The organism is Ancylobacter tetraedralis, from assembly GCF_014195655.1.
Classification (GTDB): Bacteria; Pseudomonadota; Alphaproteobacteria; order Rhizobiales; family Xanthobacteraceae; genus Ancylobacter; species Ancylobacter tetraedralis.
In genome coordinates, this window is sequence record NZ_JACICD010000001.1 from 582,329 (window position 1) to 606,148 (window position 23,820).

The 23,820-nt window shown below is 66.9% G+C and carries 21 protein-coding genes and 1 pseudogene; 19 read left to right on the top strand and 3 right to left on the bottom strand.

Annotation, left to right across the window (positions count from 1 at the left end; genetic code table 11):
• Positions 1 to 11 precede the first annotated feature (11 nt).
• The 5 genes from FHS55_RS02665 to FHS55_RS02685 all read left to right on the top strand — a co-directional run bounded on the left by FHS55_RS02665 (position 12) and on the right by FHS55_RS02685 (position 6,117).
• Complete coding sequence (locus FHS55_RS02665; RefSeq protein WP_183188118.1) at positions 12 to 1,094, top strand: heme-dependent oxidative N-demethylase subunit alpha family protein; 1,083 nt, start codon at positions 12 to 14, stop codon at positions 1,092 to 1,094.
• Between the two features lie 7 nt (positions 1,095 to 1,101).
• The gene (locus FHS55_RS02670) at positions 1,102 to 1,857 is read left to right on the top strand and encodes a helix-turn-helix domain-containing protein (protein WP_246339768.1); all 756 of its coding nucleotides are present in this window, start codon (positions 1,102 to 1,104) and stop codon (positions 1,855 to 1,857) included.
• Positions 1,858 to 2,006: 149 nt separating this feature from the next.
• Positions 2,007 to 2,951, top strand: coding sequence for an ABC transporter substrate-binding protein (locus tag FHS55_RS02675; RefSeq protein ID WP_183188119.1), 945 nt, complete (start codon positions 2,007 to 2,009; stop codon positions 2,949 to 2,951).
• 101 nt (positions 2,952 to 3,052) lie between these two features.
• Positions 3,053 to 4,129 carry a quaternary amine ABC transporter ATP-binding protein gene (locus tag FHS55_RS02680; protein WP_183188610.1) on the top strand — a complete coding sequence of 359 codons (1,077 nt, stop codon included), beginning with the start codon at positions 3,053 to 3,055 and terminating at the stop codon, positions 4,127 to 4,129.
• Entirely contained in the window at positions 4,126 to 6,117 is a 1,992-nt protein-coding gene (locus tag FHS55_RS02685) for an ABC transporter permease (RefSeq protein WP_343055947.1), read from the top strand. Before FHS55_RS02680 ends, FHS55_RS02685 begins: the two co-directional genes overlap by 4 nt.
• Positions 6,118 to 6,134: 17 nt before the next feature.
• On the opposite strand, the gene FHS55_RS02690 is transcribed toward FHS55_RS02685, so the two are convergent.
• A complete protein-coding gene (locus FHS55_RS02690) occupies positions 6,135 to 8,000 on the bottom strand; it encodes a sigma-54-dependent Fis family transcriptional regulator (protein WP_183188120.1) in 1,866 nt (621 codons plus the stop codon).
• A 113-nt stretch (positions 8,001 to 8,113) separates the two neighbouring features.
• The gene (locus tag FHS55_RS02695; RefSeq protein WP_183188121.1) at positions 8,114 to 8,254 is read right to left on the bottom strand and encodes a hypothetical protein; all 141 of its coding nucleotides are present in this window, start codon (positions 8,252 to 8,254) and stop codon (positions 8,114 to 8,116) included.
• Here FHS55_RS02695 and FHS55_RS02700 point away from each other — a divergent pair.
• The 11 genes and pseudogenes from FHS55_RS02700 to FHS55_RS02750 all read left to right on the top strand — a co-directional run bounded on the left by FHS55_RS02700 (position 8,253) and on the right by FHS55_RS02750 (position 21,695).
• Positions 8,253 to 9,305, top strand: coding sequence for an NAD(P)-dependent alcohol dehydrogenase (locus tag FHS55_RS02700; RefSeq protein WP_183188122.1), 1,053 nt, complete (start codon positions 8,253 to 8,255; stop codon positions 9,303 to 9,305). The genes FHS55_RS02695 and FHS55_RS02700 overlap by 2 nt on opposite strands.
• 603 nt (positions 9,306 to 9,908) lie before the next feature.
• Positions 9,909 to 11,583, top strand: a pseudogene (locus FHS55_RS02705) (aromatic/alkene/methane monooxygenase hydroxylase/oxygenase subunit alpha).
• A gap of 74 nt (positions 11,584 to 11,657) precedes the next feature.
• Positions 11,658 to 12,719, top strand: coding sequence for a 2Fe-2S iron-sulfur cluster-binding protein (locus FHS55_RS02710; RefSeq protein ID WP_183188123.1), 1,062 nt, complete (start codon positions 11,658 to 11,660; stop codon positions 12,717 to 12,719).
• A 57-nt stretch (positions 12,720 to 12,776) separates the two neighbouring features.
• Positions 12,777 to 13,847, top strand: a complete 1,071-nt coding sequence (locus tag FHS55_RS02715) for an aromatic/alkene monooxygenase hydroxylase subunit beta (RefSeq protein WP_183188124.1) — start codon at positions 12,777 to 12,779, stop codon at positions 13,845 to 13,847.
• A gap of 6 nt (positions 13,848 to 13,853) precedes the next feature.
• The gene (locus tag FHS55_RS02720; protein WP_183188125.1) at positions 13,854 to 14,225 is read left to right on the top strand and encodes an MmoB/DmpM family protein; all 372 of its coding nucleotides are present in this window, start codon (positions 13,854 to 13,856) and stop codon (positions 14,223 to 14,225) included.
• A 97-nt stretch (positions 14,226 to 14,322) separates the two neighbouring features.
• The gene (locus tag FHS55_RS02725) at positions 14,323 to 15,345 is read left to right on the top strand and encodes an amidohydrolase family protein (protein WP_183188126.1); all 1,023 of its coding nucleotides are present in this window, start codon (positions 14,323 to 14,325) and stop codon (positions 15,343 to 15,345) included.
• A 5-nt stretch (positions 15,346 to 15,350) separates the two neighbouring features.
• Positions 15,351 to 16,214 carry a metal-sulfur cluster assembly factor gene (locus FHS55_RS02730; protein ID WP_183188127.1) on the top strand — a complete coding sequence of 288 codons (864 nt, stop codon included), beginning with the start codon at positions 15,351 to 15,353 and terminating at the stop codon, positions 16,212 to 16,214.
• Positions 16,215 to 16,356: 142 nt separating this feature from the next.
• Positions 16,357 to 17,988: a molecular chaperone GroEL gene (groEL, locus tag FHS55_RS02735; RefSeq protein WP_183188128.1), complete on the top strand. Its 1,632-nt coding sequence runs from the start codon at positions 16,357 to 16,359 to the stop codon at positions 17,986 to 17,988.
• Between the two features lie 436 nt (positions 17,989 to 18,424).
• On the top strand, positions 18,425 to 18,934 hold the full coding sequence (locus FHS55_RS02740) for a hypothetical protein (RefSeq protein WP_183188129.1): 510 nt from the start codon (positions 18,425 to 18,427) through the stop codon (positions 18,932 to 18,934).
• A gap of 94 nt (positions 18,935 to 19,028) precedes the next feature.
• The gene (locus tag FHS55_RS02745) at positions 19,029 to 21,104 is read left to right on the top strand and encodes a sigma-54-dependent Fis family transcriptional regulator (protein ID WP_183188130.1); all 2,076 of its coding nucleotides are present in this window, start codon (positions 19,029 to 19,031) and stop codon (positions 21,102 to 21,104) included.
• A 120-nt stretch (positions 21,105 to 21,224) separates the two neighbouring features.
• Complete coding sequence (locus FHS55_RS02750; RefSeq protein ID WP_183188131.1) at positions 21,225 to 21,695, top strand: hypothetical protein; 471 nt, start codon at positions 21,225 to 21,227, stop codon at positions 21,693 to 21,695.
• A 91-nt stretch (positions 21,696 to 21,786) separates the two neighbouring features.
• Here the strand turns inward: FHS55_RS02750 and FHS55_RS02755 are convergent, their stop codons facing one another.
• A complete protein-coding gene (locus FHS55_RS02755) occupies positions 21,787 to 21,966 on the bottom strand; it encodes a hypothetical protein (RefSeq protein ID WP_183188132.1) in 180 nt (59 codons plus the stop codon).
• 101 nt (positions 21,967 to 22,067) lie between these two features.
• On the opposite strand from FHS55_RS02755, the gene FHS55_RS02760 reads away from it, so the two are divergent.
• The 3 genes from FHS55_RS02760 to FHS55_RS02770 are packed head-to-tail and all read left to right on the top strand — an operon-like array spanning position 22,068 to position 23,786.
• Positions 22,068 to 22,364: a hypothetical protein gene (locus FHS55_RS02760; protein WP_183188133.1), complete on the top strand. Its 297-nt coding sequence runs from the start codon at positions 22,068 to 22,070 to the stop codon at positions 22,362 to 22,364.
• Between the two features lie 48 nt (positions 22,365 to 22,412).
• Positions 22,413 to 23,519 carry a WD40 repeat domain-containing protein gene (locus FHS55_RS02765; protein WP_183188134.1) on the top strand — a complete coding sequence of 369 codons (1,107 nt, stop codon included), beginning with the start codon at positions 22,413 to 22,415 and terminating at the stop codon, positions 23,517 to 23,519.
• Positions 23,520 to 23,567: 48 nt separating this feature from the next.
• Positions 23,568 to 23,786: a hypothetical protein gene (locus FHS55_RS02770; protein ID WP_183188135.1), complete on the top strand. Its 219-nt coding sequence runs from the start codon at positions 23,568 to 23,570 to the stop codon at positions 23,784 to 23,786.
• Positions 23,787 to 23,820 lie beyond the last annotated feature (34 nt).

Genomic DNA, 23,820 nt, shown 5'->3' on the forward strand with positions numbered 1-23,820 from the left:
CGGAGCCTGCCGTGACCATCCAGTTCAAGCCGGACGAGACGTTCCGCGACGACTTCCGCTATTCCAACTCCGACGCCGCGGTGCTGCGCTTTCCGTTCCCCTTCCCGGAAGACGCCTACATGTACTCGGTGAACATCGAGCCGCATGTGCCGGGCGGGGCGACGCCGGCCTTCGACAACCCGTTCGATGTCGACGAGCATTATGTCGCCGAGTGCCGCGAGCGGGCACAGGTGCTGGAGCAGGACCCCAGCCGCTGCAAGGTGCTGCCGCACATGATGGCGGCGCAGTGGGACACGCTGGAACTGCTCATGGAGAGCCTGGCGACCTCCTATCCCGCGCATTTCACCCTCACCCGCGAGGGCACCAGCTGGACCTGGGAGAACCGCCCGCTCGGCATTCGCGACAGCTTCACCTTCGGCGATGCCTCAACCCTGCCGCTGCCGCCCTTCGAGTACATCACCCGTCAGGCGCAGGGCGACTTCACCCTGCAGGACCAGCGCGACGACAACCTGTTTATCGATGCCGGCATGGTGACGACGCAGGCCGACTGGTCGCTCGATTTCGATGTCGGCATGAGCTTCCACCAGTGGCACGGCCCGGTGCCGCTCGCCCACCAGAAGGGGGTGTTCGACCGCGCGCTCAAGTTCCTGCTGCGCCTGCAATATGGCGCGCCGGTGCGCCGGTTGAACTGGACCATGACGGTCAATCCGCGGCTCGACACCAGCCCGGAGAATTACCCGCAATGGGGACCGGATCGCACCACGCTGACGGCCGAGAACATCGGGCAGAAGCTGCATCTGCGTGTCGAACTGCAGTCGCTGTTCCGCCTGCCGCGCTCCAACGCCATTCTTTTCGGCATACGCTGCTATCTCTGCAGCATCGAGGACCTTGCCCGCGTGGAATTGTGGGGCAAGCGCCTGCACCGCGTGCTGCGCGACCTGCACCCCGAGATTGCCGACTACAAGGGCACGACGCGCTTTCGCGAGATGGCGGTGGCCTATCTCGCGCCGTTCGATGACGGCGCCGAACTGCCGGCGGGCACGGCGCCCCGCCAGTCCACCCTGCCGCCCGCCGCCCTGCCTGTCGAGCGCTGAGGCCGGCATGCGCATGCCGCTTCGCACCCTGACCCGACCGGCCGAGTCGCCGCCCGCCCCGGCGGAGAGCGAGACGAGGGCGGACGGTGCCCCGGCGGTGAACGGCAAGGCGCCCGCCAGGTCCCCCGTCGAGGCGCTACCGGGCACGGGCGAGGAGGGCCTTCCCACCGGCTCCAACGCTCCGCGCGCCGCCAGCCTGACGGTCGAGCAGGCGATCGGCGCGCAGATCCGCCAGCATCGCAAGACGCTGGACATCACCAGCGCCGAGCTGGCGGCAACGGCGCGGATTTCCCCGGGCATGATCTCGAAGATCGAGAACGGGCAGATCTCCTCCTCGCTGGCCACGCTCACCGCGCTGGCCAGCGCGCTGAACGTGCCGATCGCCTCGCTGTTTGCCGGCTATGACGACCGGCGCGACTGCTCCTTCGTCAAGGCGGGGCAGGGCGCCCTCATCGAGCGGCGCGGCACCAAGGCGGGGCACATCTACGAACTGCTCGGCCATTCGCTCGGCGCGGGGGTGATGATCGAGCCGTTCCTGATCACCCTGACGGAAGAGGCCGCGCCCTATTCCGCGTTCCGCCATGCCGGGGTGGAGCTGATCTACATGCTCGGCGGCTGCGTCGGCTATCGCCACGGCGACCGGATCTACCAGCTGGAGCCCGGCGACACCCTGTTCTTCGACGCCTCCGCCCAGCACGGGCCGGAGGAACTGATCTCCGTGCCGGCGACCTACCTGTCGATCATCGTCTACCCCAAGGAATGAGTGCCGCGGCGGCACATCCTTCCGCGCGAAAACGTCCTTGGCGCGCCGATCTAGTGGCCTGACATTTGCCTACCAAGAAAGTGATGTTCCTGCGGGGACACTCTTCGCGACGCATTGCCTCCAGAGAACCATCCAAGGGAAAAGCTCCGATGCGCGTTCAAAGCCTCCTCAAGACCCTCGCGGTGTGCGGGGTACTCGGCGGACTGCCCGCTTTGGCCCCCGCTCCGGCGCGGGCCGATGAATCCAAGGACACCATCATCATCGCCCTGCATGACTGGACGGGCCAGCACATCACCTCGCACATCACGGGCGAGCTGCTGAAGGCGAAGGGCTACAAGGTCGACTACGTCACCATCGACTACCTGACCGGCCTCACCGCGATGGAAAATGGCGACATCACCTTCATGTCGGAGCTGTGGGCCACCACGGCGGGAGATGCCATGAAGGCCTCCGACGCCACCGGCAAGACCGAGAATCTCGGCCCCCTCGGCCCGGCGGCCAAGGAGGAATGGTGGTATCCGCTCTACATGAAGGAGAAGTGCCCCGGCCTGCCGGACTGGAAGGCGCTGCTGAAGTGCGGCGAGGCGTTCTCCGCGCCCGAGACCGCGCCCAAGGGCCGCTATCTCGGCATGGAAGCCACCTGGGGCGGGCATGATCCCGAGCGTATCGAGGCGCTGGGCCTGCCCTTCGTCGCGGTCGATGCCGGCACCGAGGCGGCGATGTTCGCCGAGCTGAAATCGGCCTATGAGCGCAAGGCGCCGATCCTGCTGTGGGTCTACTCGCCGCACTGGGTGCCCTCCGTCTTCGAGGGGGAGTGGGTGCAGTTCCCGGAATATGAGGCGGCCTGCTACACCGATCCCAAATGGGGCATCAATCCTGACAAGGCGTTCGACTGCGGCAAGCCGCATGGCGAGATCTTCAAGTACACCTCCGCCGAGACCAAGAAAAAGTGGCCCGGTGCCTATGCGGTAATGAAGAAGCTCAAGGTCGATGGACCCGAGCTGAACCTCATGGTCAAGGAGGTCGATGTCGACGGCAAGCCGCTGGATGAGGTCGTCGCCGCCTATGTGACCAAGCACAAGGGCGAATACTGATCGCTCGCCCGGCGCCGCTGCCCTTTGCCGCGGCGCCGGGTTCGCCTGCCTGATTGCCTTGTCGCCACCCGACCGATCGATGAAGGGCCCTCTCCATGGCCATGGTCTCTCTCGCGCCAGACACCGCGTCTTCCTCCGCCAAGGTGCGGGCCGCCACGGACGCGCCGGCGGCGCTGATCTGCCGCAACCTGTGGAAGATCTACGGCGCCAATGCCGAGGCCTTCCTGCGCGAGAACCCGATGCCCACGCATGCCGAGGTGCGCGCGGCCGGCCTGTTCGCGGCGGTGCGCGATGCCTCGCTGGAAATCCGCCAGGGCGAGATCTTCATCATCATGGGCCTGTCCGGCTCGGGCAAATCCACGCTGGTGCGCTGCCTCTCGCGCCTGGTGGAGCCGACCGGCGGCTCGGTGTTCTACGAGCACCAGAACCTTCTGCGCATGTCGCCGGCCGAACTCATCCAGGTGCGACGGCACAAGATGGGCATGGTGTTCCAGAATTTCGCGCTGCTGCCGCACCGCACCGTGCTCGGCAATGTCGCCTTCCCGCTGGAAGTGCAGGGCATGCCGAAGGAGGAGCGCGAGGCGCGGGCGCTGAAGATGATCGACCTTGTCGGCCTCACCGAGCGCGCCGGCTACTACCCGCGCGAACTCTCGGGCGGCCAGCAGCAGCGCGTCGGCATCGCCCGTTCGCTGGCGGTGGAGCCGGCGCTGTGGTTCCTCGACGAGCCGTTCTCCGCGCTCGATCCGCTGATCCGCCACGAGATGCAGAACGAGTTCCTGCGCCTGCAGCGCATGCTGTCCAAGACCATCGTCTTCATCACGCATGATTTCGACGAGGCCATCCGGCTCGGCGACCGCATCGCCATCATGAAGGACGGCGCGGTCATCCAGGTCGGCACGGCCGAGGAACTCGTGCTCAACCCGGCCTCCGATTATGTCTCCGCCTTCACCCGCCATGTGGCGCGGGCCAAGGTACTCACCGCCGGCGGTGTCAGCGTGCCGGTCACGCCCGGCGAGGCGCTCGGCGCCACGGTGCCGGCGCGCGCGCTGGTGGCCGAGGTGGCGGAAGTGGTGCTCACCTCAAACCTGCCCGCGGCGGTGGTGGACAAGAACGGCATGGTCATCGGCAAGCTGGAGCGAGCGAACGTGATCGCCAATCTGGTTGGAGGCGTTCCGTGAGCGAGGTGGCGCTGCCGCGCGAGGAGGCGCACCCGCGCCGCTTTCCCGTCGGCTGGATGGTGGCCGCCCTCGTGGCGCTCGCCGTCCTCCTGCCCTATGCGGCGCCGGGCATGTTCGGCTGGGCGAAGTCCTACCCCGCCACATGGATCGTGCCGATCAGCGACTGGCTGAAGGCGTTCCTCTATTGGCTGGCGCGCGACGCCACCTTCGGCCTCTTCACCTTCAAGGACATGACGCGCTTCGTCTCCGGCCTGTTCGGCCATGCGCTGGATGTGCCGAAGGCGCTGCTCTCGACGGGCATCACCCTTGGCGACGAGGACGGCGCCTTCCACATTCCGCGCCTCTCCTGGGCCGGGCTCATCGCGGCGGTGACGATCTGGAGCTACCTGCTGGGCGGCGCGCGCCTCGCGCTGCTGGGCTTCGTCGGTTTCGGCTATATCCTTGTCTTCGGGCAGTGGGACAGCGCGATGGTGACGCTGTCGCAGGTCATCGTCGCGGTGCTGAGCGGGGTGGTCGGCGGCATCCTCATCGGCATCCTCGCCTATCGCGTGCCACGCATCGAGGGCGCGGTGGTGGCCGCGCTCGACTTCATGCAAACCGTGCCGACCTTCGCCTATCTGGTGCCGCTGGTCTTCCTCGTCGGCGTCGGCCCGGTGTCGGGCATGCTGGCGACCATTCTCTACGCCATGCCGCCCATGGTGCGGGTCACCCTGATGGCGCTGAAGCGCGTGCCGCCGGAACTCGACGAACTCGCGCGCATGACCGGCTGCGAGCCGCGCCAGGCGCTGTGGAAGGTGCTGGTGCCGTCCGCCCGCGACGACCTCTTGGTCGGCGTCAACCAGGTGATCATGCTGACCCTCAACATGATCATCATCGCCGCCATGATCGGCGCCGGGGGGCTCGGCTTCGACGTGCTCAACGCGCTGCGTCAGGCCAATGGCCTGGGCAAGGGCCTGGAGGCCGGGCTGGCCGTGGTGGCGCTCGCCATCGTGCTCGACCGCATGAGCCGCGCGCTGGTGGAAATGCGCCCGGTGCACGGGCCCGCCGCGCAGCGCCGCCGGCAGCTGTTCTGGCTCGGTCTCGTCGTGCTCATCGGCTTCACGGCGCTCTCCTTCGTCGTCCCGGCGCTGGAGAAACTGCCGAACGAGTACCGCATCTCCACCGGCAACATGTGGTCGGACGTGGTGTCGTGGGTGAACATCAACATGTTCGCCACCACCGATGCCATCCGCACCTTCCTGCTGCTCTACCTGCTGGTGCCGGTGAAGACCTTCCTCATCGGCTTTCCCTGGCTGGGGCTGGTGGCGGTGGTGGGCGGGGGAGCCTATGCCCTGGGGGGCTGGCGCTTCGCGCTGGGGATGATGGCGCTCATCGCCTTCATCCCCGTCGCCGGGCTGTGGGAGCGCGGCATGACGACGATCTACCTGTGCTCGATCTCGGTCGTCATCGCCACGCTGATCGGCCTGCCGCTCGGCCTGCTCGGCAGCCGTTCCGAGCGCATGCACGCGTTTCTCGGCGCGATGTGCGACACGCTGCAGACGCTGCCCTCCTTCGTCTACCTGCTCCCGGTGGTGATGCTGTTCCGCATCGGCGACGTGTCGGCGCTGGTGGCCATCGTGCTCTATGCCATGGTGCCGGCCATCCGCTTCACCGACCATGGCCTCAGGCGCGTGCCGCCGAGCCTGCAGGAGGCCGGAACCATGGCCGGCTGCACCGGCACGCAGCGCCTCACCAAGGTGGAGCTGCCCTATGCGCTGCCGGAAATCATGCTGGGCGTGAACCAGGTGATCATGATGGCGCTGTCCATGCTGGTCGTGTCGTCCTTCGTGGGCACCAACGATCTCGGCAAGCAGATCCAGGTGGCGATCTCGCAGGCCGATCCCGGCAAGGGCCTGTCCGCGGGCCTCGCCATCGCCTTTCTCGGCATCCTCGCCGACCGCATGATCGGCCGTTTCGTCGCCGCCCGCCGCCAGCGCATGGGGCTGTAGGAGGAGCCCTCACGCCCTCACGCGTCGTCGAGGTGTTTGTAGACCGTGGTGCGCGAAATGCCGAGCTGGCGCGCGGTGGCGAGCACATTGCCGCCGCTGTCGCGATAGGCCTCGCGGATCTGCCGGCAGCGCAGCCGTGCCAGCATCGTATCGGCACAATGCCGGCAGACCTCCGCCGCCGCCTCCGGGTCCGCCGGCTCATCGTCCTCTTCCGCCTCGTCCAGGGCGTCGTCGGTCAGCACGGCGCGCCGCAGGAAGGATTGCAGTTCGCGAATATTGCCGTGCCACGGCCGGAGCCGGGCACGCTGCAGCGCGGCCTCGCGGAGCGTCGCGTCGGGCGCATGGAGCGCCAAGAGGTGGCGCGCGATGGCGTCGAAATCGCTGCGCGCCCGCAGCGGCGGAATCTCCAGGGCAAAACCGCACAGGCGGTAATAGAGATCGGAACGGAACTGCCGCGCCGCTGCGGCTGCCGCCAGATCGCGATTGGTGGCGGAGACGATCTGCACGTCCAGCTTCACGACGCGCGTGCCGCCGATGGCGCGCAGCTCCATCGTGTCGAGGAAGCGCAGCAGCGCGCTCTGGGCGGCGAGGGGGATCTCGCCCACCTCGTCGAGGAACAGCGTGCCCTTGTCGGCCAGACGTATGAGACCGGAGGAGCCCTCGTTGCGCGCGCTGGTATAGGCGCCGCGCTCATGGCCGAACAATTCGCCGATGAACAGGCTCTCGGGCAGCGCGCCGCAATTGACCGCGACGAACGGCCCGGTCCGGCCGCTGATCTCGTGGACATGGCGGGCCATCAGCTCCTTGCCGGTGCCGGTCTCGCCGTGAATATGCACGGCCAGCCGGCTGCGCACCGCCGCCTCCAGCCCGCGCATGCGCCGGCGCAGCACCGGATCCTCGCACACGAAGGCGGGCGTCGGCACGGAGGCCTTGGACGGCGTCACGGCGGGCGGCGCGGCCTTGACCGGGACGGCCGTGCGGCCGGCGAGGCGGCGGCAGCTCACATGCAGCAGGCTGCCGGCACGGTCGCGCAGCCGCGCCACGCCATGGGCGGCCATCTCGTCCGCCACCGCCCCGAGATTCCCGTCGAACAGCGCCTCGAATCGCTGGCCCGGCTCGGCCTCCAGCCCCGCCAGCATCGCCCGCGCGGGGCGGTTGAGCGACAGCAGCACGCCCTCGGGCGACAGGGCGATGAGCCCGGCCGACAGCGTATCGAGATATTCCGCGCGCGGGTGCAGGGCGATGAGCAGCACGTCGCTGCGCTCCTGCGCGATCAGCCCGTTCTCCACCGCCGCCGCCGCCATGCGCACCAGCGCATGGGTGTGCTGCTGGCGCGCCTCATTGGTGGAGGAGGCGTCGATCAGCCCGGCGATGCGGCCGGCGGGATCGAAGATCGGCACGGCCACGCAGCTCAGCCGGCCGTGGCTGGCGAAGAAGTGCTCGCGCCCATAGACCGCGGCCGGGGCCTGTTCCACCAGCGCGAGGCCGAGCGCATTGGTGCCGCGCATCGTCTCGTCCCAGCGGCTGCCCGGCACGATGGCGCGCCCGGCCTCGCTCTCGCTGAAGCGCGCGTCGCTGAGCGTGTCCAGCACCACCCCGTCGGCGTCGCCGAAGGCGATCATGAATTCCGAGCCGGCGATCTGCTCGTAAAGCAGCTGCATCTGCGCCAGCGCGAGGCGCCGCAGCAGCGCCCGCGCCTCGCGCCGCGCCTTCACCTCGGCAAAGGGCACCACGACCTCGGAGGGTCGCTGGCCGGGATCGAGCCCGCCGGCGACGCAGCGTTCCCAGCTGCGGGCGATTTCCGGATTGAGCGCGCCGCCGGGAAAGCGGCCGCCGGCTTCGAGCGCGGCGCGCGCCCGGTCGAGGCTTGAGAGCGGTGGCATTGGCGTTCCTCCCGCGTTCTTATTTGCGGCGTTCTTTTCATTTTGCGCCAGCCTCCGCCCGATGCGCGCGGATGGCAATAGCCAGAAACTGGACACTGCGTTCGCCCGGCTGTTCAGGCGCTGGACGGCAATAGTGCGTCGCCGGAACGCCAAGTCATTGATAGATAAGGATAATGCTCTCTGGCACGGATGCTGCGCTTGTTCTCTTCGACGACGGCGCAGGCCGGCGCGGAAAAAACAAGGGAGAACGCCATGAAGGCTCAGGTCCTGAAAACCTATGACGAAAAACTCGCCGGCGATCGCTGGGTGGTCGAGGAGAACGTGCCCGACCCGAAGATCGTCAAGTCGACCGATGTCATCGTGCGCGTCGGCGGCGCGGGCGTCTGTCGCACGGACCTGCACATCATCGAGGGCGTGTGGAAGCCGCACATGGACCCGACGGGCGACCAGCTGCTGCCGCTCATCATGGGCCATGAGAATGCCGGCTGGATCGAGGAGGTCGGCAAGGAAGTCGAGGGGTTGAAGAGGGGCGATCCGGTCATCGTTCACCCCAAGATCACCGGCGGCACCTGCCTCGCCTGCCGGCGCGGCTTCGACATGCACGGGCCGGGCAAGTTTCCCGGGCTCGATTGCGACGGCGGCTATGCCGAGTTCATCTGCACCTCGGAGCGCAACATCGTGCCGCTGCCGCGCACGCTGGCACCGAAGGAAGTGGCGCCCTATGCCGATGCCGGCCTCACCGCCTATCGCGCGGTGAAGAAGGCGACGCGCCACCTGCTGCCCGGCGAGAGCTGCGTGGTGATCGGCGCCGGCGGCCTCGGCCATATCGGCATCCAGTGCCTCAAGGCCATGTGTGCCGCCGATGTCATCGTGGTCGACAAGTCCGACGCCTCGCTGGCGCTGGCGGCCAAGAGCGGCGCCGACAAGACGGTGAAGGCCGATGGCAACGAGGTGGAGGCGGTGCTGGAACTCACCGGCGGCGTCGGCGCCGAGGCGGTGATCGACTTTGTGGGCGAGAAGGGCACCACGAGCAAGGGCCTGAAGATGACCCGGCCCATGGGCAGCTATTACATCGTCGGCTATGGCGAAGACATCAAGATTCCGACGGTCGACCTGATCATCTCCGAGCGCAACATTATCGGCAATCTCGTCGGCACCTGGGCGGAACTTACCGAACTGATGGCGCTGGCCGATCGAGGCCTGGTTCATCTCGCGACCGCGGAATACAAGCTGTCGGAGGCCAACCAGGCGCTGCACGACCTCAATGCCGGCAAGATCCACGGCCGGGCCGTGCTGATCCCCTGAGGCCGGTACCGCATGATGTTGCCGCGGCATGACGATATCGGCCGGGGAGATTCTGGAATGCCATATATCATTTCGGCATCCCAGCAAATATATGTCGCGACGCAACAATGAATTCGGTAAGTAAGTGTTGTTGTCTGTCTCTTCGGCGATGCAACATTTTCTCAAAATGAAACAACAACAAGCTGGAGATTCGCAAAACGGATCAATCCAGCCGGTCATTGGAAGCGGCGAGCCTGAAAAGTCGTTAAAACACTTACTGCGACGAGTTGGCACGCCTCTTGCTAATCTTCACATTAGAAAAATGCTGACTGGTCCCATGGGACGAGCCGCGACAAGAACGAAGGGGAGATATTCGAGGAAGGCACCGGCGCGGCACCCCGCCGCCGGCCGGTGGACGATGCTCGCGCCCTGAGCGCGACCACCGAACCGCCAGACACGTCCCTCGGATCTTGGACCTTTGCCGTCGTCGAACCCGCTTGTCGCACCTTGCGCCAGGCAACGGTTCGCCATGTCCCAAAGCCCGGCTCCGGGTGGCACCGCGTGCCGCGCCGGCGGCGGGAGGAAACAGACCGTGGACTCCGATCCAGGAGGAGGATGGTAGAAATGACCAACACACTGACCCTCAACAAGATCACGGCGCAGAAGGGCATTCCCGTCGCCGAAGCCGCCAAGAAGATCGCCGATCTCGGGTGGAATCCCTCCTATGTGTGTGCAGGAGGCGATGACCTTCCCCACCGACTACAAGATCACCAAGGCGCCGCGCGACCCGATGAAGCAGGTGCTGCGTTCCTACTTTCCGATGCAGGAAGAGAAGGACAACCGCGTCTATGGCGCGCTCGACGCGGCGCTGCGTGGCGACATGTTCCGCAATGTCGAGCCGCGCTGGGTGGAGTGGATGAAGCTCTTCCTCGCCATCATCCCGTTCCCGGAAATCTCGGCCGCGCGCTCCATGGCGATGGTCGGGCGCCTGGCGCCGGGCGAGGAACTGCGCACCGGCTTCACGATGCAGATGGTCGACGAGTTCCGCCATTCCACCATTCAGATGAACCTGAAGAAGTGGTACATGGAGAACTATATCGACCCGGCTGGCTTCGACATCACCGAGGAAGCCTTCGGCAAGTGCTACGCCACCACGATCGGCCGCCAGTTCGGTGAAGGTTTCATCACCGGCGATGCCATCACCTCGGCCAATGTCTACCTCACCGTCGTGGCGGAAACCGCGTTCACCAACACGCTGTTCGTCGCCATGCCCTCGGAAGCCGCCCGCAATGGCGACTACGCGCTGCCGACCGTGTTCCTCTCGGTGCAGTCCGACGAGAGCCGGCATGTCGGCAACGGCCATTCCATGCTGATGTCGATGCTGAAGGAGCCGGAAAACCATCTCCTGCTCGAGCGCGACATGCGCTACGCCTTCTGGCAGAACCACGCCATCGTGGATGCCGCCATCGGCACCTTCATCGAATACGGCACCACCAACCGCGACAAGAACAAGGAATCCTACGCGGAGATGTGGCATCGCTGGATCTTCGAGGATTACTACCGCACCTACATGCTTCCCCTCGAGAAGTACGGCATCAAGATCCACCACGATGACGTGCAGACGGCGTGGAAGCGCATCACCGAGAAGAACTACGTCCACAAGATCGCACAGTTCTTCTCGGTCGGCTGGCCGGTGAATTTCTGGCGCATCGAGGCTCAGACCGACAAGGACTTCGAGTGGTTCGAGTCGAAGTATCCGGGCTGGTACGGCGAGTTCGGCGAGTACTGGAAGTGGTACGAGAAGCTCTCGCATCGCGGCCAGACCAACATCACCTTCAACCCCGACACCGGCTATGTCTACCCGCACCGGTGCTGGAGCTCGATGGTGCCCTGCGTGGTGCGCGAGGACATCGTCACCGACACGATCGACGGCCAGCTGCACACCTTCGCCCACGAACTCGACCGCTGGACCGCGGTTGAAGCCTTCGCCGGCGAATATCAGGGCCGTCCCACCCCGGCGATGGGCCGCTTCAGCGGTCGTCGCGAATGGGAAAGCTGCTACCACGACTGGGATCTGGCCGACGCCATCAAGGATCTCGGCTTCGTGCGTACCGACGGCAAGACCCTGGTGCCGCAGCCGCACCTGCGCTTCGAGCAGGACGAGATGTGGACGCTGGACGATGTGCGCGGCTTCACGCTGAAGAGCCCGCTCATCACCCTGCGGGGCATGAGCGAGGCCGAGCGCGAGAAGCATCTCGCCGAGTACCGCGCCGGCTTCACCATCAACCCCTGCAACTGAGCGCATGGCCGGGGCCGGCTCGTCCGGCCCCGTGCCTGCCATCCGCCTGCACACATCCGAGGGGAGGTCGCGCGATGGGCGACGTCTATACCGTCCGCTTGAACCCGGTCGGCGTCGAATTCGAGGTCGAGGAGGGCGAGACCGTCCTCGATGCCGCGTTCCGGCAGGGTATCGCCCTGCCGCACGGCTGCAAGGAAGGCCGCTGCGCCGCCTGCAAATGCGTGCTGAACGAGGGCGAGGTGGAAATGAAGACCTATTCCACCTTCGCGCTCAACGAGATGGAGCGGGACCAGAACCACATTCTCCTGTGCCGCACGCTCGTCTACACCGATATCGACGTCGACCTGCTCAACTATGACGAGGAGCTGCTGTCGAAATCGATCCCGGTCCGCAGCATCGCAGGGCAGGTGAAGCGGGTCGTCGAACTCACCCATGACATACGTCGTCTGGAAATCGAGCTCGATCAGCCCATCAAATTCTGGGCGGGGCAATATGTCGACATCACGCTCCCGGGACCAGAGGCGATTACGCGTTCGTTTTCCATGGCAAATACGCCGCTCGAAGGCAAAGAGCTCGCGTTCATCATCAAGAAATACCCCAATGGACGCTTCTCCTCCCGCCTCGACGGAGAACTCACGCCCGGAACCCGCCTCGATGCCCGAGGTCCCTTCGGAACCTGCTTTCGCCGGGAAGGACGATCCGGCGCCCTGATCCTGGTGGGCGGCGGCTCGGGCATGTCGCCGCTATGGTCGATCCTCAACGACCATTTCCAGAGCGGGGAGGACCGCGAGGTTCACTTCTTCTACGGCGCACGCACGCAGAAGGATCTGTTCTACCTCGACGAATTCGCCCGGCTGGCCGCGGAATATCCCCGCTTCCACTTCATCCCGGCGCTCTCGCACGCCGCGGACGATGCCGGCTGGACCGGCGAGACGGGTTTCGTGCACGAGGTGCTCGACGCCCATCTGCGCCGGCTCGAATTCGGCGAGGACTGCGATGTCTATGCCTGCGGCCCCGAGCCGATGATCGAGGCGCTGGTGCCGGTCCTGCAACTGAACGACGTCGCCACCGAGCGGATCCACTTCGACAAGTTCACGCCGGCGTCCACCACAACCGAGACTTTCGCTCACAGCTGAGCGGACCGGCTTCCACGCCGTCTCAATTGAAGTCGCCAGATAAAAGGGAGGAAGACAATGACCGCCACAGAAACGGCAACGTTCAAGTCGGGGGCTGCCGGCTCGGCGATCTTCGCCGATAGCGATAGCCGCAAGTACCGTTACTTCGAGCCGCGCGGCAAGCGCGCCACCCATTACGAGGACGTCACGGTCGACGTCCAGCCCGATCCCGAGCGCTACCTGCTGCAGGACTGGATCATCTCCTTCGCCAATGGCAAGGGCGCCTATTCCAAGGACAACACCGCCGCGCTGAGCTCCAACTGGCACCTGTTCCGCGCCCCGGACCAGGAGTGGGAGCGCACCCATTACCAGCGCCAGTCCAAGATCGAGGCGATGGTGCAGGCGGTCATCGCCAATGGCCGCAAGGCCGGCGCGCCCAAGGCCTTCGACCGGGCCTGGATCAAGGTGCTGCAGACCCATCTCGGCGCCTGGAAGCATGTTGAGTTCGGCCTTGGCACCTCGCTGATGCAGGCGCAGCGCTACGGCTACACGCAGATGATCAACAACGCGACGCTGACCAATTCGTCGTACAAGCTGCGTCTCGCGCAGGACATCACGCTCTACCTCGCCGAAATCGGCATGGACATTTCCGGTTTCGACGACGAGGCGGGCAAGCGCGCCTGGCTCGAGGACGGGGTGTGGCAGGGTACCCGCCACGCGGTCGAGGCCATCATGGGCGCGACCGATTATCTCGAGCAGTATTTCGCCATCAACATCGTGTTCGAGCCGCTGGTGGGCGAACTGTTCCGCTCCGGCTTCCTCATGCAGGTGGCCTCGCCCAATGGCGACTTCATCACCCCCTCGGTGATCTCGGCGGCCGAGGCCGACTACGAGCGCAACCTCGCCAACGCCATCGATCTGTTCCACGTGCTCGTCCACGACGCCGAGCATGCGGGGCACAATAAGGGCCTGTTCCAGGCTTGGCTGCACAAGCATGCGGCCCTCGCCGCCAAGGCCGCCGCCGGCCTGCAGCCCATCTGGTCGCAGCCCCATTCCAAGCCGGTGTCCTACGCCGACGCGCATGGCCATTCGCTGGAGCGCTTCGGCAAGATCCTCGGCGAACTCGGCCTCGACATTCCCAGGGAGTGAACATCCATGTCCGTGACATCGCGTTCCGCCACCAACAGCAACATCTTCCAGAAGATGGACGCCATCGTCTTCAACCAGACGATTTCGCACCAGTGCGGCGTCACCATGAATGACAGCGTCGAGGCCCGCGCCATCGCCGAGTTCATGGCGCAGAAGCCCAACGTCACCGTGACCTATCAGCCGGCGCTGATCCGCATCGACGGCGAGGGCAAGATCGTCTTCAAGATGGACGAGATCGGCGAGATCCTCGGCAAGGAAATGAATGCCGAGATCTTCGAGGTCAACACGTCCACCCACTATGGCCGCATGATCCGCGTCGACGACAACACCGTCACGCTGTTCGGCGACATGGACGAGATGCGCCAATACATCGAGTGACGCCACCGGCCGTCCGGGGGAGGGGTTTCTCCCCCGGCTCGCCCGCGCCCGCGGTGGCCGGCCCGCTGCGGCAATCCAATTCAGAAGGGAGAACGCCATGTACACGACGCCCGACGGCGAAGAGGTCTTCATCATCGACGGCCACACGCATTTCTGGGACGGCAGTCCGGAAAACCAGAAGAACATCCATGGCAAGCAGTTCATCGACTGCTTCTACGGCTACCACAGCTCACTGAGCCCCAAGGACAAGCTGTGGACCCGCGAGCAATTCGCCAAGTACAGCGCCGACAAGATGTATCACGACCTGTTCGTCGACGGTCCCGACGACATGGCGATCGTGCAGTCGACCTATCTCAAGGACTTCTACAAGAACGGCTTCAACACGATCGAGCGCAACCATGAGATGGCGCAGGGCCAGCCGGGTCGCTTCATCGTCAACGGCGCCTACGATCCGCGCGACGGCGAGGAAGCGCTGGAGTACATCCACTTCCTGAAGGAAACCTACGACGTCAAGGGCGTGAAGCTGTACACCGCCGAGTGGAAGGGCGAGTCGCGCGGCTGGAAGCTGACCGATCCCAATTCCTATCGCTGCCTCGAGCTCTGCCAGAAGCTCGGCATCACCAATGTTCACATCCACAAGGGCCCGACCATCATCCCGCTCGACAAGGATGCCTTCGACGTCCACGACGTCGACCATGTCGCGACCGACTTCCAGGGGCTCAACTTCATCATCGAGCATTGCGGCCTGCCCCGGCTCGACGATTTCTGCTGGATCGCGGTGCAGGAGACCAATGTCTATGGCGGCCTCGCCGTGGCGCTGCCCTTCATCCATTCCCGCCCGCGCTACTTCGCCGAGGTCATCAGCGAACTGCTGTTCTGGGTCGGCGAGGACAAGCTGCTGTTCGGCTCGGACTACGCCATCTGGACGCCGCGCTGGCTGGTCGAGAAGTTCTGGAACTTCGAGATCCCCGAGGACATCAAGCAGGAGCATGGCGTCGACCTCACCAAGGAGGCCAAGCGCAAGATCCTCGGCCTCAACGCCGCGCGGCTCTACAATATCGATGTCGAAGCGCAGAAGGTGCGCCTGAAGAACTCCCCGCTCGCCGTCGCGGCGGAGTAGGCGCGATGGGCGCGATGGACAACACCCCGATCGGCGGCGACACGCGTGTCGCCGCCCTGTGGGACGGCCTGTCCCGCGTCATGGATCCCGAGCTCGACGAGTCCATCGTCGACCTCGGCTTCGTGACCGATGTCTCGCTCGACGCGGCCGGCCGCGTCGATGTCGGCTTCCGCCTGCCCACCTACTGGTGCTCGCCGAACTTCGCCTTCCTCATGGTCGACGACATCGCCCGGGAACTCGCACGCCTGCCCTTCGTGCGCGAGGTGCATCCGAAGCTGCACGACCACATGGCCTCGGACGAGGTCAATCGCGGCGCGCATCTCGGCCTCTCCTTCGCCGAGACGTTCAGCGCCTTCGAGGTCTCCGGCACGCTGGAGGACCTGCGCGAGACCTTCCATCGCAAGGCCTTCCAGCGCCGGCAGGAGGCGGTGATCCTCGGGTTGCGGCGGGCCGGCTGGTCGAATGCCGCCATCGTCTCGGCCGACCTGGCCACGCTGGATCGGGTGGTGCTGGAGGACGAGGAAGCGGCGCGCCAGAAGCCGCGCTACCGCGAATTGCTGCTGGCGCGCGCGCTGGCCTCGACGCCCAGTGACCGTGCCTTCGTGACGCTGGAGGGCGCTCCCCTCACCGAGGTGACGCTCCCCGCGCATATGCGGGCGCTGCGCGCGGTGCGCATCAACATGGAAGCCAACGGCGCCCTGTGCCGCGGTCTTCTCGATGCTCGCTATGGCGAGGCGCCGGCCCCTGAAGTGCCGGCGCACGAGCCCGACCACGCGGCTCATGCCTGTGGCGGCGGCGGCAAGGCCTGCTGCGGCGGCTGCGCGCGACAGGTCTCCGCATTCCAGCCCACCGCCGCGCCGGATCTCTGACGCGCGGCGTCGACGAACGAGGACGAAACCCGGTCGAGCCGACGTCACGCCAAGGACCAAAGGTCACCCGACGACGACAGCGACCCACCACGTCGTCACTCAAGACGACATCACAAAACAAGACGCACTCAAGGAGGACGCGATGGCTAAGAGGATCCTGCATGACGCCGAAGCCCGGCACGCACTTTCGCGCGGGGTGAGCAAGCTGGCGGCGGCGGTCGAGGCGACGCTCGGTCCCAAGGGCATGAACGCCATGGTCGACCGGCCGATCGGCACTCCCATCGTCACCCGCGATGGCGTGACCATCGCCTCGGAAATCGAATTGCCGGATCGCTTCGAGAACATGGGCGCGCAAGTGGTGCGCGAGGTCTCGATGCAGACCAACGCGGTCGCCGGGGACGGCACCACCACGGCCATGGTGATCGCCAACGGCCTTATCCAGAACGGCGTCGCCGCGCTCGACCGGGGCGCCAAGCCGGTCGACCTGTGCCGGGGCATCGACAAGGCGGTCGAGGTGGTGGTGGAGACGCTGAAGAGCCGTGCCCGCCCGGTGACGGACCGCAAGATGCTGGAAGCGGTGGCCACCATCGCCGCCACCAATGCCCATCTCGGCAGCCTGGTCGCGGAGGCACTCGACACGGTCGGCCTCGACGGCATCATTTCCTCCGAATACGGCCTCACCATCAACACCACGCTCGATGTCGTCGAGGGCATGTCGTTCGATCGCGGCTACATCTCCCACCACATGGTGACGGATGTGGAGAAGATGGAAGTGGTGCTCGACGAGCCCTACATCCTGCTCACCGACCTCAAGGTCCGCGCGCCGCAGGAAATTGCCGGCCTGCGCGCGGCGGTGGCGAAGACCGGCCGCACGCTGGTCATCGTCGCCGAGGAGATCGCGCCCGACGTCGTCGTCACCCTGCTCGGCGAGGGCAATCGCGGCCGGGTGCTGGTGGTCAACCCGCCCGATTACGGCCATTGGCGCAAGGCGATGATGGACGACCTCGCCATCATCACCGGCGGCCGGGTCATCGCCCGCGATCTCGGCGGGCGGCTGGAAGACGTGACGCTGGAGGATCTCGGCACCGCCCGTCAGGTGCGCGCCAGCGCCCGCGAGACCGTCATCGTGCGTGGCGGCGGCGATCCGGACGCCATCGCCGCGCGGCGCGCCCAGGTGCAGCGCCAGCACGAGCTGGCCCCGCCCAATATCGAGCAGGACAAGCTGAAGGAGCGGCTCGCCAAACTGTCGGGCGGCACCGCCATCATCTATGCCGGCGGCGTCACCCCGGTGGAGCAGAAGCGCACCATCCAGCTGATCGACGACGCGCTCAACGCCACCCGCGCGGCGGCGGAAGAGGGCATCGTCGCCGGCGGCGGCACCGCGCTTCTGCAATGCGCGCCTGTCGTGGCGGCCAAGCTCGGCAATCTCAACGGCGATGTCGGCGAGGGCATCCGGCTGGTGCGCGAGACGCTGTCACGCCCGGCAGCCTTCATCGCCCGCAATGCCGGCTACGATCCCGATTCCATCGTCGGCCAATTGGTCAACGCGGCGGAGGGCGTCGGCTTCGATGCGGCGTCGGGCGAGATGACGGACATGATCTCGGCCGGCATCGTCGATCCCGTGCGCGTCACCTATACGGCGCTGCGCAACGCCGCCTCGGTCGCCACGCTGGTGCTGACCACCACCACGCTGGTGGCGGACATTCCCGATTATGTCGATCCCACCGCCGGTCCCGCCCTTGGCGGCGGCGCGGAAAAGCTGGGTCGGGCATGATCATGTCGCCCCGCCGGCGGGCCTTGTCCGGCCGACGGGGCGCTCCGCTCGCCGCGAACGCAGCGCCGCGCCCCGACACGGACGCCCGCCCGCTTTCGCAGCGGACGGGCGGCCCGGCGCCATCGCCGCCGCACCCTGGCATCGATGTCGGCCGGGTGCTCGAAACCGTCACGCGCCTGTGGCGCGCCCTTGCCGAAGCCATTGCGTCGGCGTGTCGCGCCGGAACCTGGCGGGTGTTCCACCACGCGCCGCCTGGCGCCGGCGGGGTCGATGGCCGGCCCCGGCGACATTCGCGGAACGGGTCGGATCCGCATTTCTCCCGCCTTGACAAGTGACGACAGTTTGAAACCGTGCTAAGCAATTAGTCTAACTCGAGTGGCTCTGATCAACTCGGGAAGCCAGACGCTCTGGAACAATATAATAAAGGGAGAGAGCAGTGGTTTACGTCATATCCAAACAGGACGGTCCTCGAAAAGAGGATGTCGTTGCCAAGAAAGTTATTCGCGACAACTGGAAAACGATCGATCGTCTTGCCAATCAACTGTCCGGCGGGCACTGGAACGACATCAAACGCTCCCGCAATGCGCCGGTGAAGACGCCGGAGGAGCAGCGCAGAAGCCTGCTCGGCTATGCGCCCACCGGGCGGCATGACGAGCCGCGCCCTTATGTGCGCATCAGCGCCAATAACCGCGTGGTGATCGTCGACGAGGAGACCAGCCGCCAGATTCTGTTCGTGGGCGAGTTGCGCATGGGGGCCGAGGGCCAGCAACTGCGGCTGGCGACCCGCGCCAATGGTTTCTTCGATCCGCTGTCCGACGAGGTGCAGGCCGATCTTGCCGACCTGGAAGGCGCCCTCATCGCGGACGAGGACGGGGAGGAGCGTCTCAAGCGGCTGCTTGCCGAGCGCCTCGGCTTTGCTTCCTCGCCGCCCACCGCCACCGCCTGAACGCGCCTCGGCGCGCTCGCCGCTCCACGCGGCCGGCGCCGGATGCGCGCGGCGGGGAAGGGGCGATAGTTCTGGCATGCGCACGGACGTGTCCATGATCAAGCCTGCCTATCCGCGCGGACCCCTCGTCTCCCTTCGCCCCGCTGAGGCGGCGAAGCGGGAGGCCCCGGTCGATCCCTCGACCGCGCCTCCTTATGACGAGGCGGCCACCGCCAAGGCCTGGGAACGTTTCGTCACCTCGCGCGAGGCGTCGACAGCGGGCCTGCCGGTGCGCGGCGTCATCCAGCGCTCATGGGAGCGCAGCGTCCGGCTTGGGGTCGATGCGCACGGGCGGGGCAGCGACGTCATCCTCTCCCCGGAGGAACTCGGGCGGGTCCGCAAGGGCAAGGCCGACCTTCTCTCCATCGCCGGCGTGACCTTCGCGCGGGTCGCCGAGCTGCTGGCCGATACCTCCACCATGGTGGTCATCACCGATGACGAGGGAACGATCATCGAGGCCGGCGGCGACCCCCGCACCATGGATGATGCGCACGACATCCGCCTGGAGATCGGGGCGAAGTGGTGTGAGGGATCGGCGGGAACCAACGGCATCGGTACCGCGCTCAGTTCCGGCGCCCCGGTCTATGTGCGTGCCGCCGAGCATTTCTGCGAAGGGGTGAAGGCCTGGACCTGCATTGGCACGCCGATCCGCAGCCCGCTCGATGGCAGCATCATCGGCGTCATCGACTTCTCCGGCCCGCGCGACATCTTCCAGCGCCACAATGTGGCGCTCGGCATGATGGCGGCCAGCCATATCGAACTGGGCCTCGCCGATCGCATGCGCATCGAGCGCATGCGGCTCTTGGAATTGTGCCTCAGCCGGATGCGTGGCGGGGGCGAGCGGGGCGACGGCTTCGTGCTGCTGGATCGCTTCGGCCGCGTGATCCATCACAGCGAGGGCGCGCCCGCCCGCTGGCGGGAGCGCAACCCTGGTGTCGACCTGAAGATCGGCGCGCGGCTGGTCGATTTCGACGATGCCAGCTGGCTGGACGGCCTTGGCAAGCCCGGCGCCGGCGGGTTCGAGATGGAGGGGTTCGAGCGCCTCGTCTGCGATGGCGCCTTTTCCGGCGCGATGGTCGTGCTCGGCCCCAATGTGCGGGCGCGGCGCGCGGCTCCCGCGGCACCGTCGATCCGCCCGGCGCCGGGCGAGGCGCTGCTGGCGGCGCGCGCGGCGATCATCGGCGAGAGCGAGGCGCTGATCGAGGCGATCGAGCGTACCGAGCGCGCCGCCCACGGCAAGTCAGCCATCCTGCTGGAGGGCGAGACGGGTGTCGGCAAGGAGTTGTTCGCCCGCCTCATCCACGCCGCCAGCCAGGAGAGCGGCAAGGAGCCCTTCGTCGCCTTCAATTGCGGGGCGGTGTCGAAGGAACTGCTCGGCGCGGAGCTGTTCGGCCATGCCCCGGGCTCGTTCACCGGTGCCACCCGCGAGGGCCGCGCCGGTCGCTTCGAGGTCGCCGATGGCGGCGTGCTCAGCCTCGACGAGATCGGCGAGATGCCGCTCGATCTCCAGCCTTATCTGCTGCGCGTGCTGGAGGAAAAGGCGGTCTATCGCATTGGCGAAAGCAAGCCGCGCCCGTTCAATGTGCGGCTCGTGGCCTCGACCAACCGCAACCTGCGCCATGAGGCGGCCGAGGGGCGCTTCCGCAAGGACCTGTATTTCCGCATCGGCGCGGTCAAGATCATCATCCCGCCGCTGCGCGCGCGACAGGGCGACGTGGCCCGGCTGGTCGAGCATTTCAGCCGCGAGATCGCCAATGGCTACGACATGGAGCCGCTGGTGTTCGAGCCCGCGGTGCTGGATCTGCTGGAGCGCTATGGCTGGCCCGGCAATGTGCGCGAGCTGCGCAATCTGGTGGAGAGCATGGTGCTGATGGCGCGTTCGCGCATCGTCGGGCTGGACGATTTCCCCGAGGATTTCGCCGCCGAATTGCACGAGCTGGAGGCCGAGCTGGCGCCGGGCACGAGCGTGGCCGCCAGCGAGCCGGTGCAGCGCATCGATGCTACCGAGCGCCAGCTCATCGAGAAAGCGATGGCGGCGACCGGCGGCAACACGTCCCTTGCGGCCGACCGCCTCGGCATCGCCCGCAGCACGCTTTATCGCAAACTGCACCAGTACAGGACGGGTCGCTAGGGCGTTTCCGAGCGACGTGGATGCCGGTTCGCATGACGGAAACGCGTCGAGGCAAAGGCTTCAGGTCCCGCGGCGCCCACGGTGCCACGGGATCCCCAACGGCGGAAGGCGAGATGTCTCATGACCGAGCCACCCCATTTCGAGCGCGCCTCCAGCCGCTCGACTGCGCTCGCCTCGGCGGTCCTCGATCGGGCCGATCGCGATGTCGCCTTCATCATCCGCATCACCGGCGAGAGCCTCGACCTGCTCTCACGCCACTTCCAGTCCTTCATCGAGGAGGAGTTGCAGCGCCACGGCGTGCTCTATGGCGATCACCCGCTGCTGCGCCTGTTCGTGGAGTCGCACAGCCGGGAACTGACCGATTTCGTGGTCAACGGCATCGCCCTGCAGCACCAACTGGGGCTGCAGACTTTCGAGCGCTCGCGCGGCGACGCGATGCGACTGCTGCGGGCCGACCTGTGGGACACGCTGCACGGCTATGTCGACACCGCCGAGCAGCATTTCGTCTCCAGTCTCGGCGGATTGCGCGACATCCTTGCCCAGATCGATGCCGACCGCAAAATGCTGGGAGGGGGCGATGACGAGACCTGATTCAGTGGAGGCGCCCACGTTCGGCCGGATGCATCGCCGCCAGCAGGCTGCCGGGGTTCTCCCGCAGCCTTTGATGCGCCGCGCCCATCAACTACGTGCGCAGCGGTTCGGCCAGTTGCTTCAGCGCGGCCTCGGCAGCGGCGATGTCGGCCGGGGTGCCGCTCTCGCCGGCCCGGCGCAGCGCGTTCGTGCAGGCATGGGCGGGCCCGAGCGCATCCAGGGCCACCGCGGCGAGCGCGCCGAACAGCGGTTTGCCGATGAGATCGAACATGGGCCCGTCCTTGCCGCCTGCAACGGCGCCAGTATCCGCCGCCGCGCCGGCCCGCGTCCAGCCCGGCCGCGTTGTCTTAACCGCCGTCGCGAGGTGAGGTCATGAATACGGAGGCGGATCTGGGTGCCCTGCTCATGCAGCGGCTGGCGATCGTGCAGGAGATTGCCGGGCTCAATGCCCGCCAGCTGAAATGCCAGCAGGAAATCGGCGGCGTGGAGCTGGAAGGCGAGCGCTGCGAGCGGGATGTCGCGGAGGGCGTGCCGGGCGCCCCGGCCCGGCTGGAGGCGCTGCGCGTCCAGCTCGCGCAGGCGGTGGCCCGCTTCGCCGCGGCCCGGGAGGAACTGACGGCCAGCGAGGATCGCCTCGACGCGGTCGATCGCCAGCTGGCCGGCCGATGAGCGGGCCGGCGGACGATAAAACCATGAAGACGGGCAGGAGAGGGAAACATGAGTATCGCCGAAGCTGAGACAACCCCGCTCTTCAAGCTGCTGGCCCGCCGATGGCGGCTCGGCGAGGAGGTGGGCGACTGCCGTTTCGATCGCGCCGGCGGGCGCCTCGCCTTCGCCCTTGGCGACGGCACGCTGGCGCTGGCCTCGATGGACGACCCCGAATCCGCGCAGGCGCGCTGGCGGGTGGCGCTCGATACCGGCCGCGCCAGCATCGCGCCTCGCCGCCGGCCGGTGCCGCCGCTGATGCGGCTGGTGGCCGATGTCGCGCCGCTGCGGGTGGCCCCGTTCGGGGCCGAGGGCTTCATCGTTGGCGGTGCCAGCGGCCGGCTGGTGACGGTGGCGCCGGACGGGACGACGGAAATTCTCGTCGAGATCGATACCGGCGCGGTCGATGCCATCGAGCCGCTGCCCGACCATGGCGCGCTGGTCGCCGCCGGCGGCGTGGTGGTGCGCTACGATGGCGGGGGCGGCACCGCGCGGGCGCTCGCTCATATGGAGGGGCCGCTGCGGGCGCTGGCCGCCGCGCCGGACGGCGAGCATGTGGCGCTGGCGACGCCGGAAGCCGTCGCCGTGATCGGCCTTGCCGAGGCGCGGCGGATCGATCTGGCGCTGGCGGGCACGCAGGTGCTGGCCTGGTCGCCCGAGGGCCGGCGGCTCGCCATCGGCCTCGCGGAGGGCGGGCTCGCCCTGCTCGACATGGAGGACGGCCGCGTGCTGCGGCTCCCCGACTATCCCGCGCCTGTCCGCTCGCTCGACTGGAGCGCGGATGGCCGTCAACTGGCTACGGGCGGCGCCTTCCGCACCATCGTGTGGGACATGGCCGAACCGGGCGACAAGCCGCGCACCATCGAAACCGGACGCGCGGGAATGGTGACGGTGGAAGTGGTGCGCCGGCATCCGCGCAAGCCGCTGGTGGCGGTCGGCTACGCGGATGGCTCCATCGTCATCGCCAAGATCGGCCACCGCGACGAGCTTCTGCTGCGCGAGCCCTCCGCCGGCCGGGTGGAAAACCTGCGCTGGTCGGGCGATGGCGAGCACCTCGCTTTCGCCACCGCGCAGGGCGAGCTGGGCGTGGTCGACCTACCGCCGCATCTGTTCAAATAGGTCGGGTTCAAACCCGTCCAACATCAATCATCTCAAGGGAGACACGCCATGACATCGCCCGACCGTCAGACCCCCGACCCGCAGGACGAGAGCAAGGACCTGTTCTTCGAGGAAGTCGCCACCCTCGCCGAACGGATGATCGCCGCTCATGGGCGCGATTTCGCCATGGGCACGCTGGTCCTTGCCGCCCGCTTCATCGCGGAGAAGAAGGATTTCAGCACGGCGGGGGCGCAGGCCGGCTCGCCGGCCTCCGGCCTGAGTTCCTGAGCGCTGCCATCTTCCGGCGGCGCCGTCGCGCGCG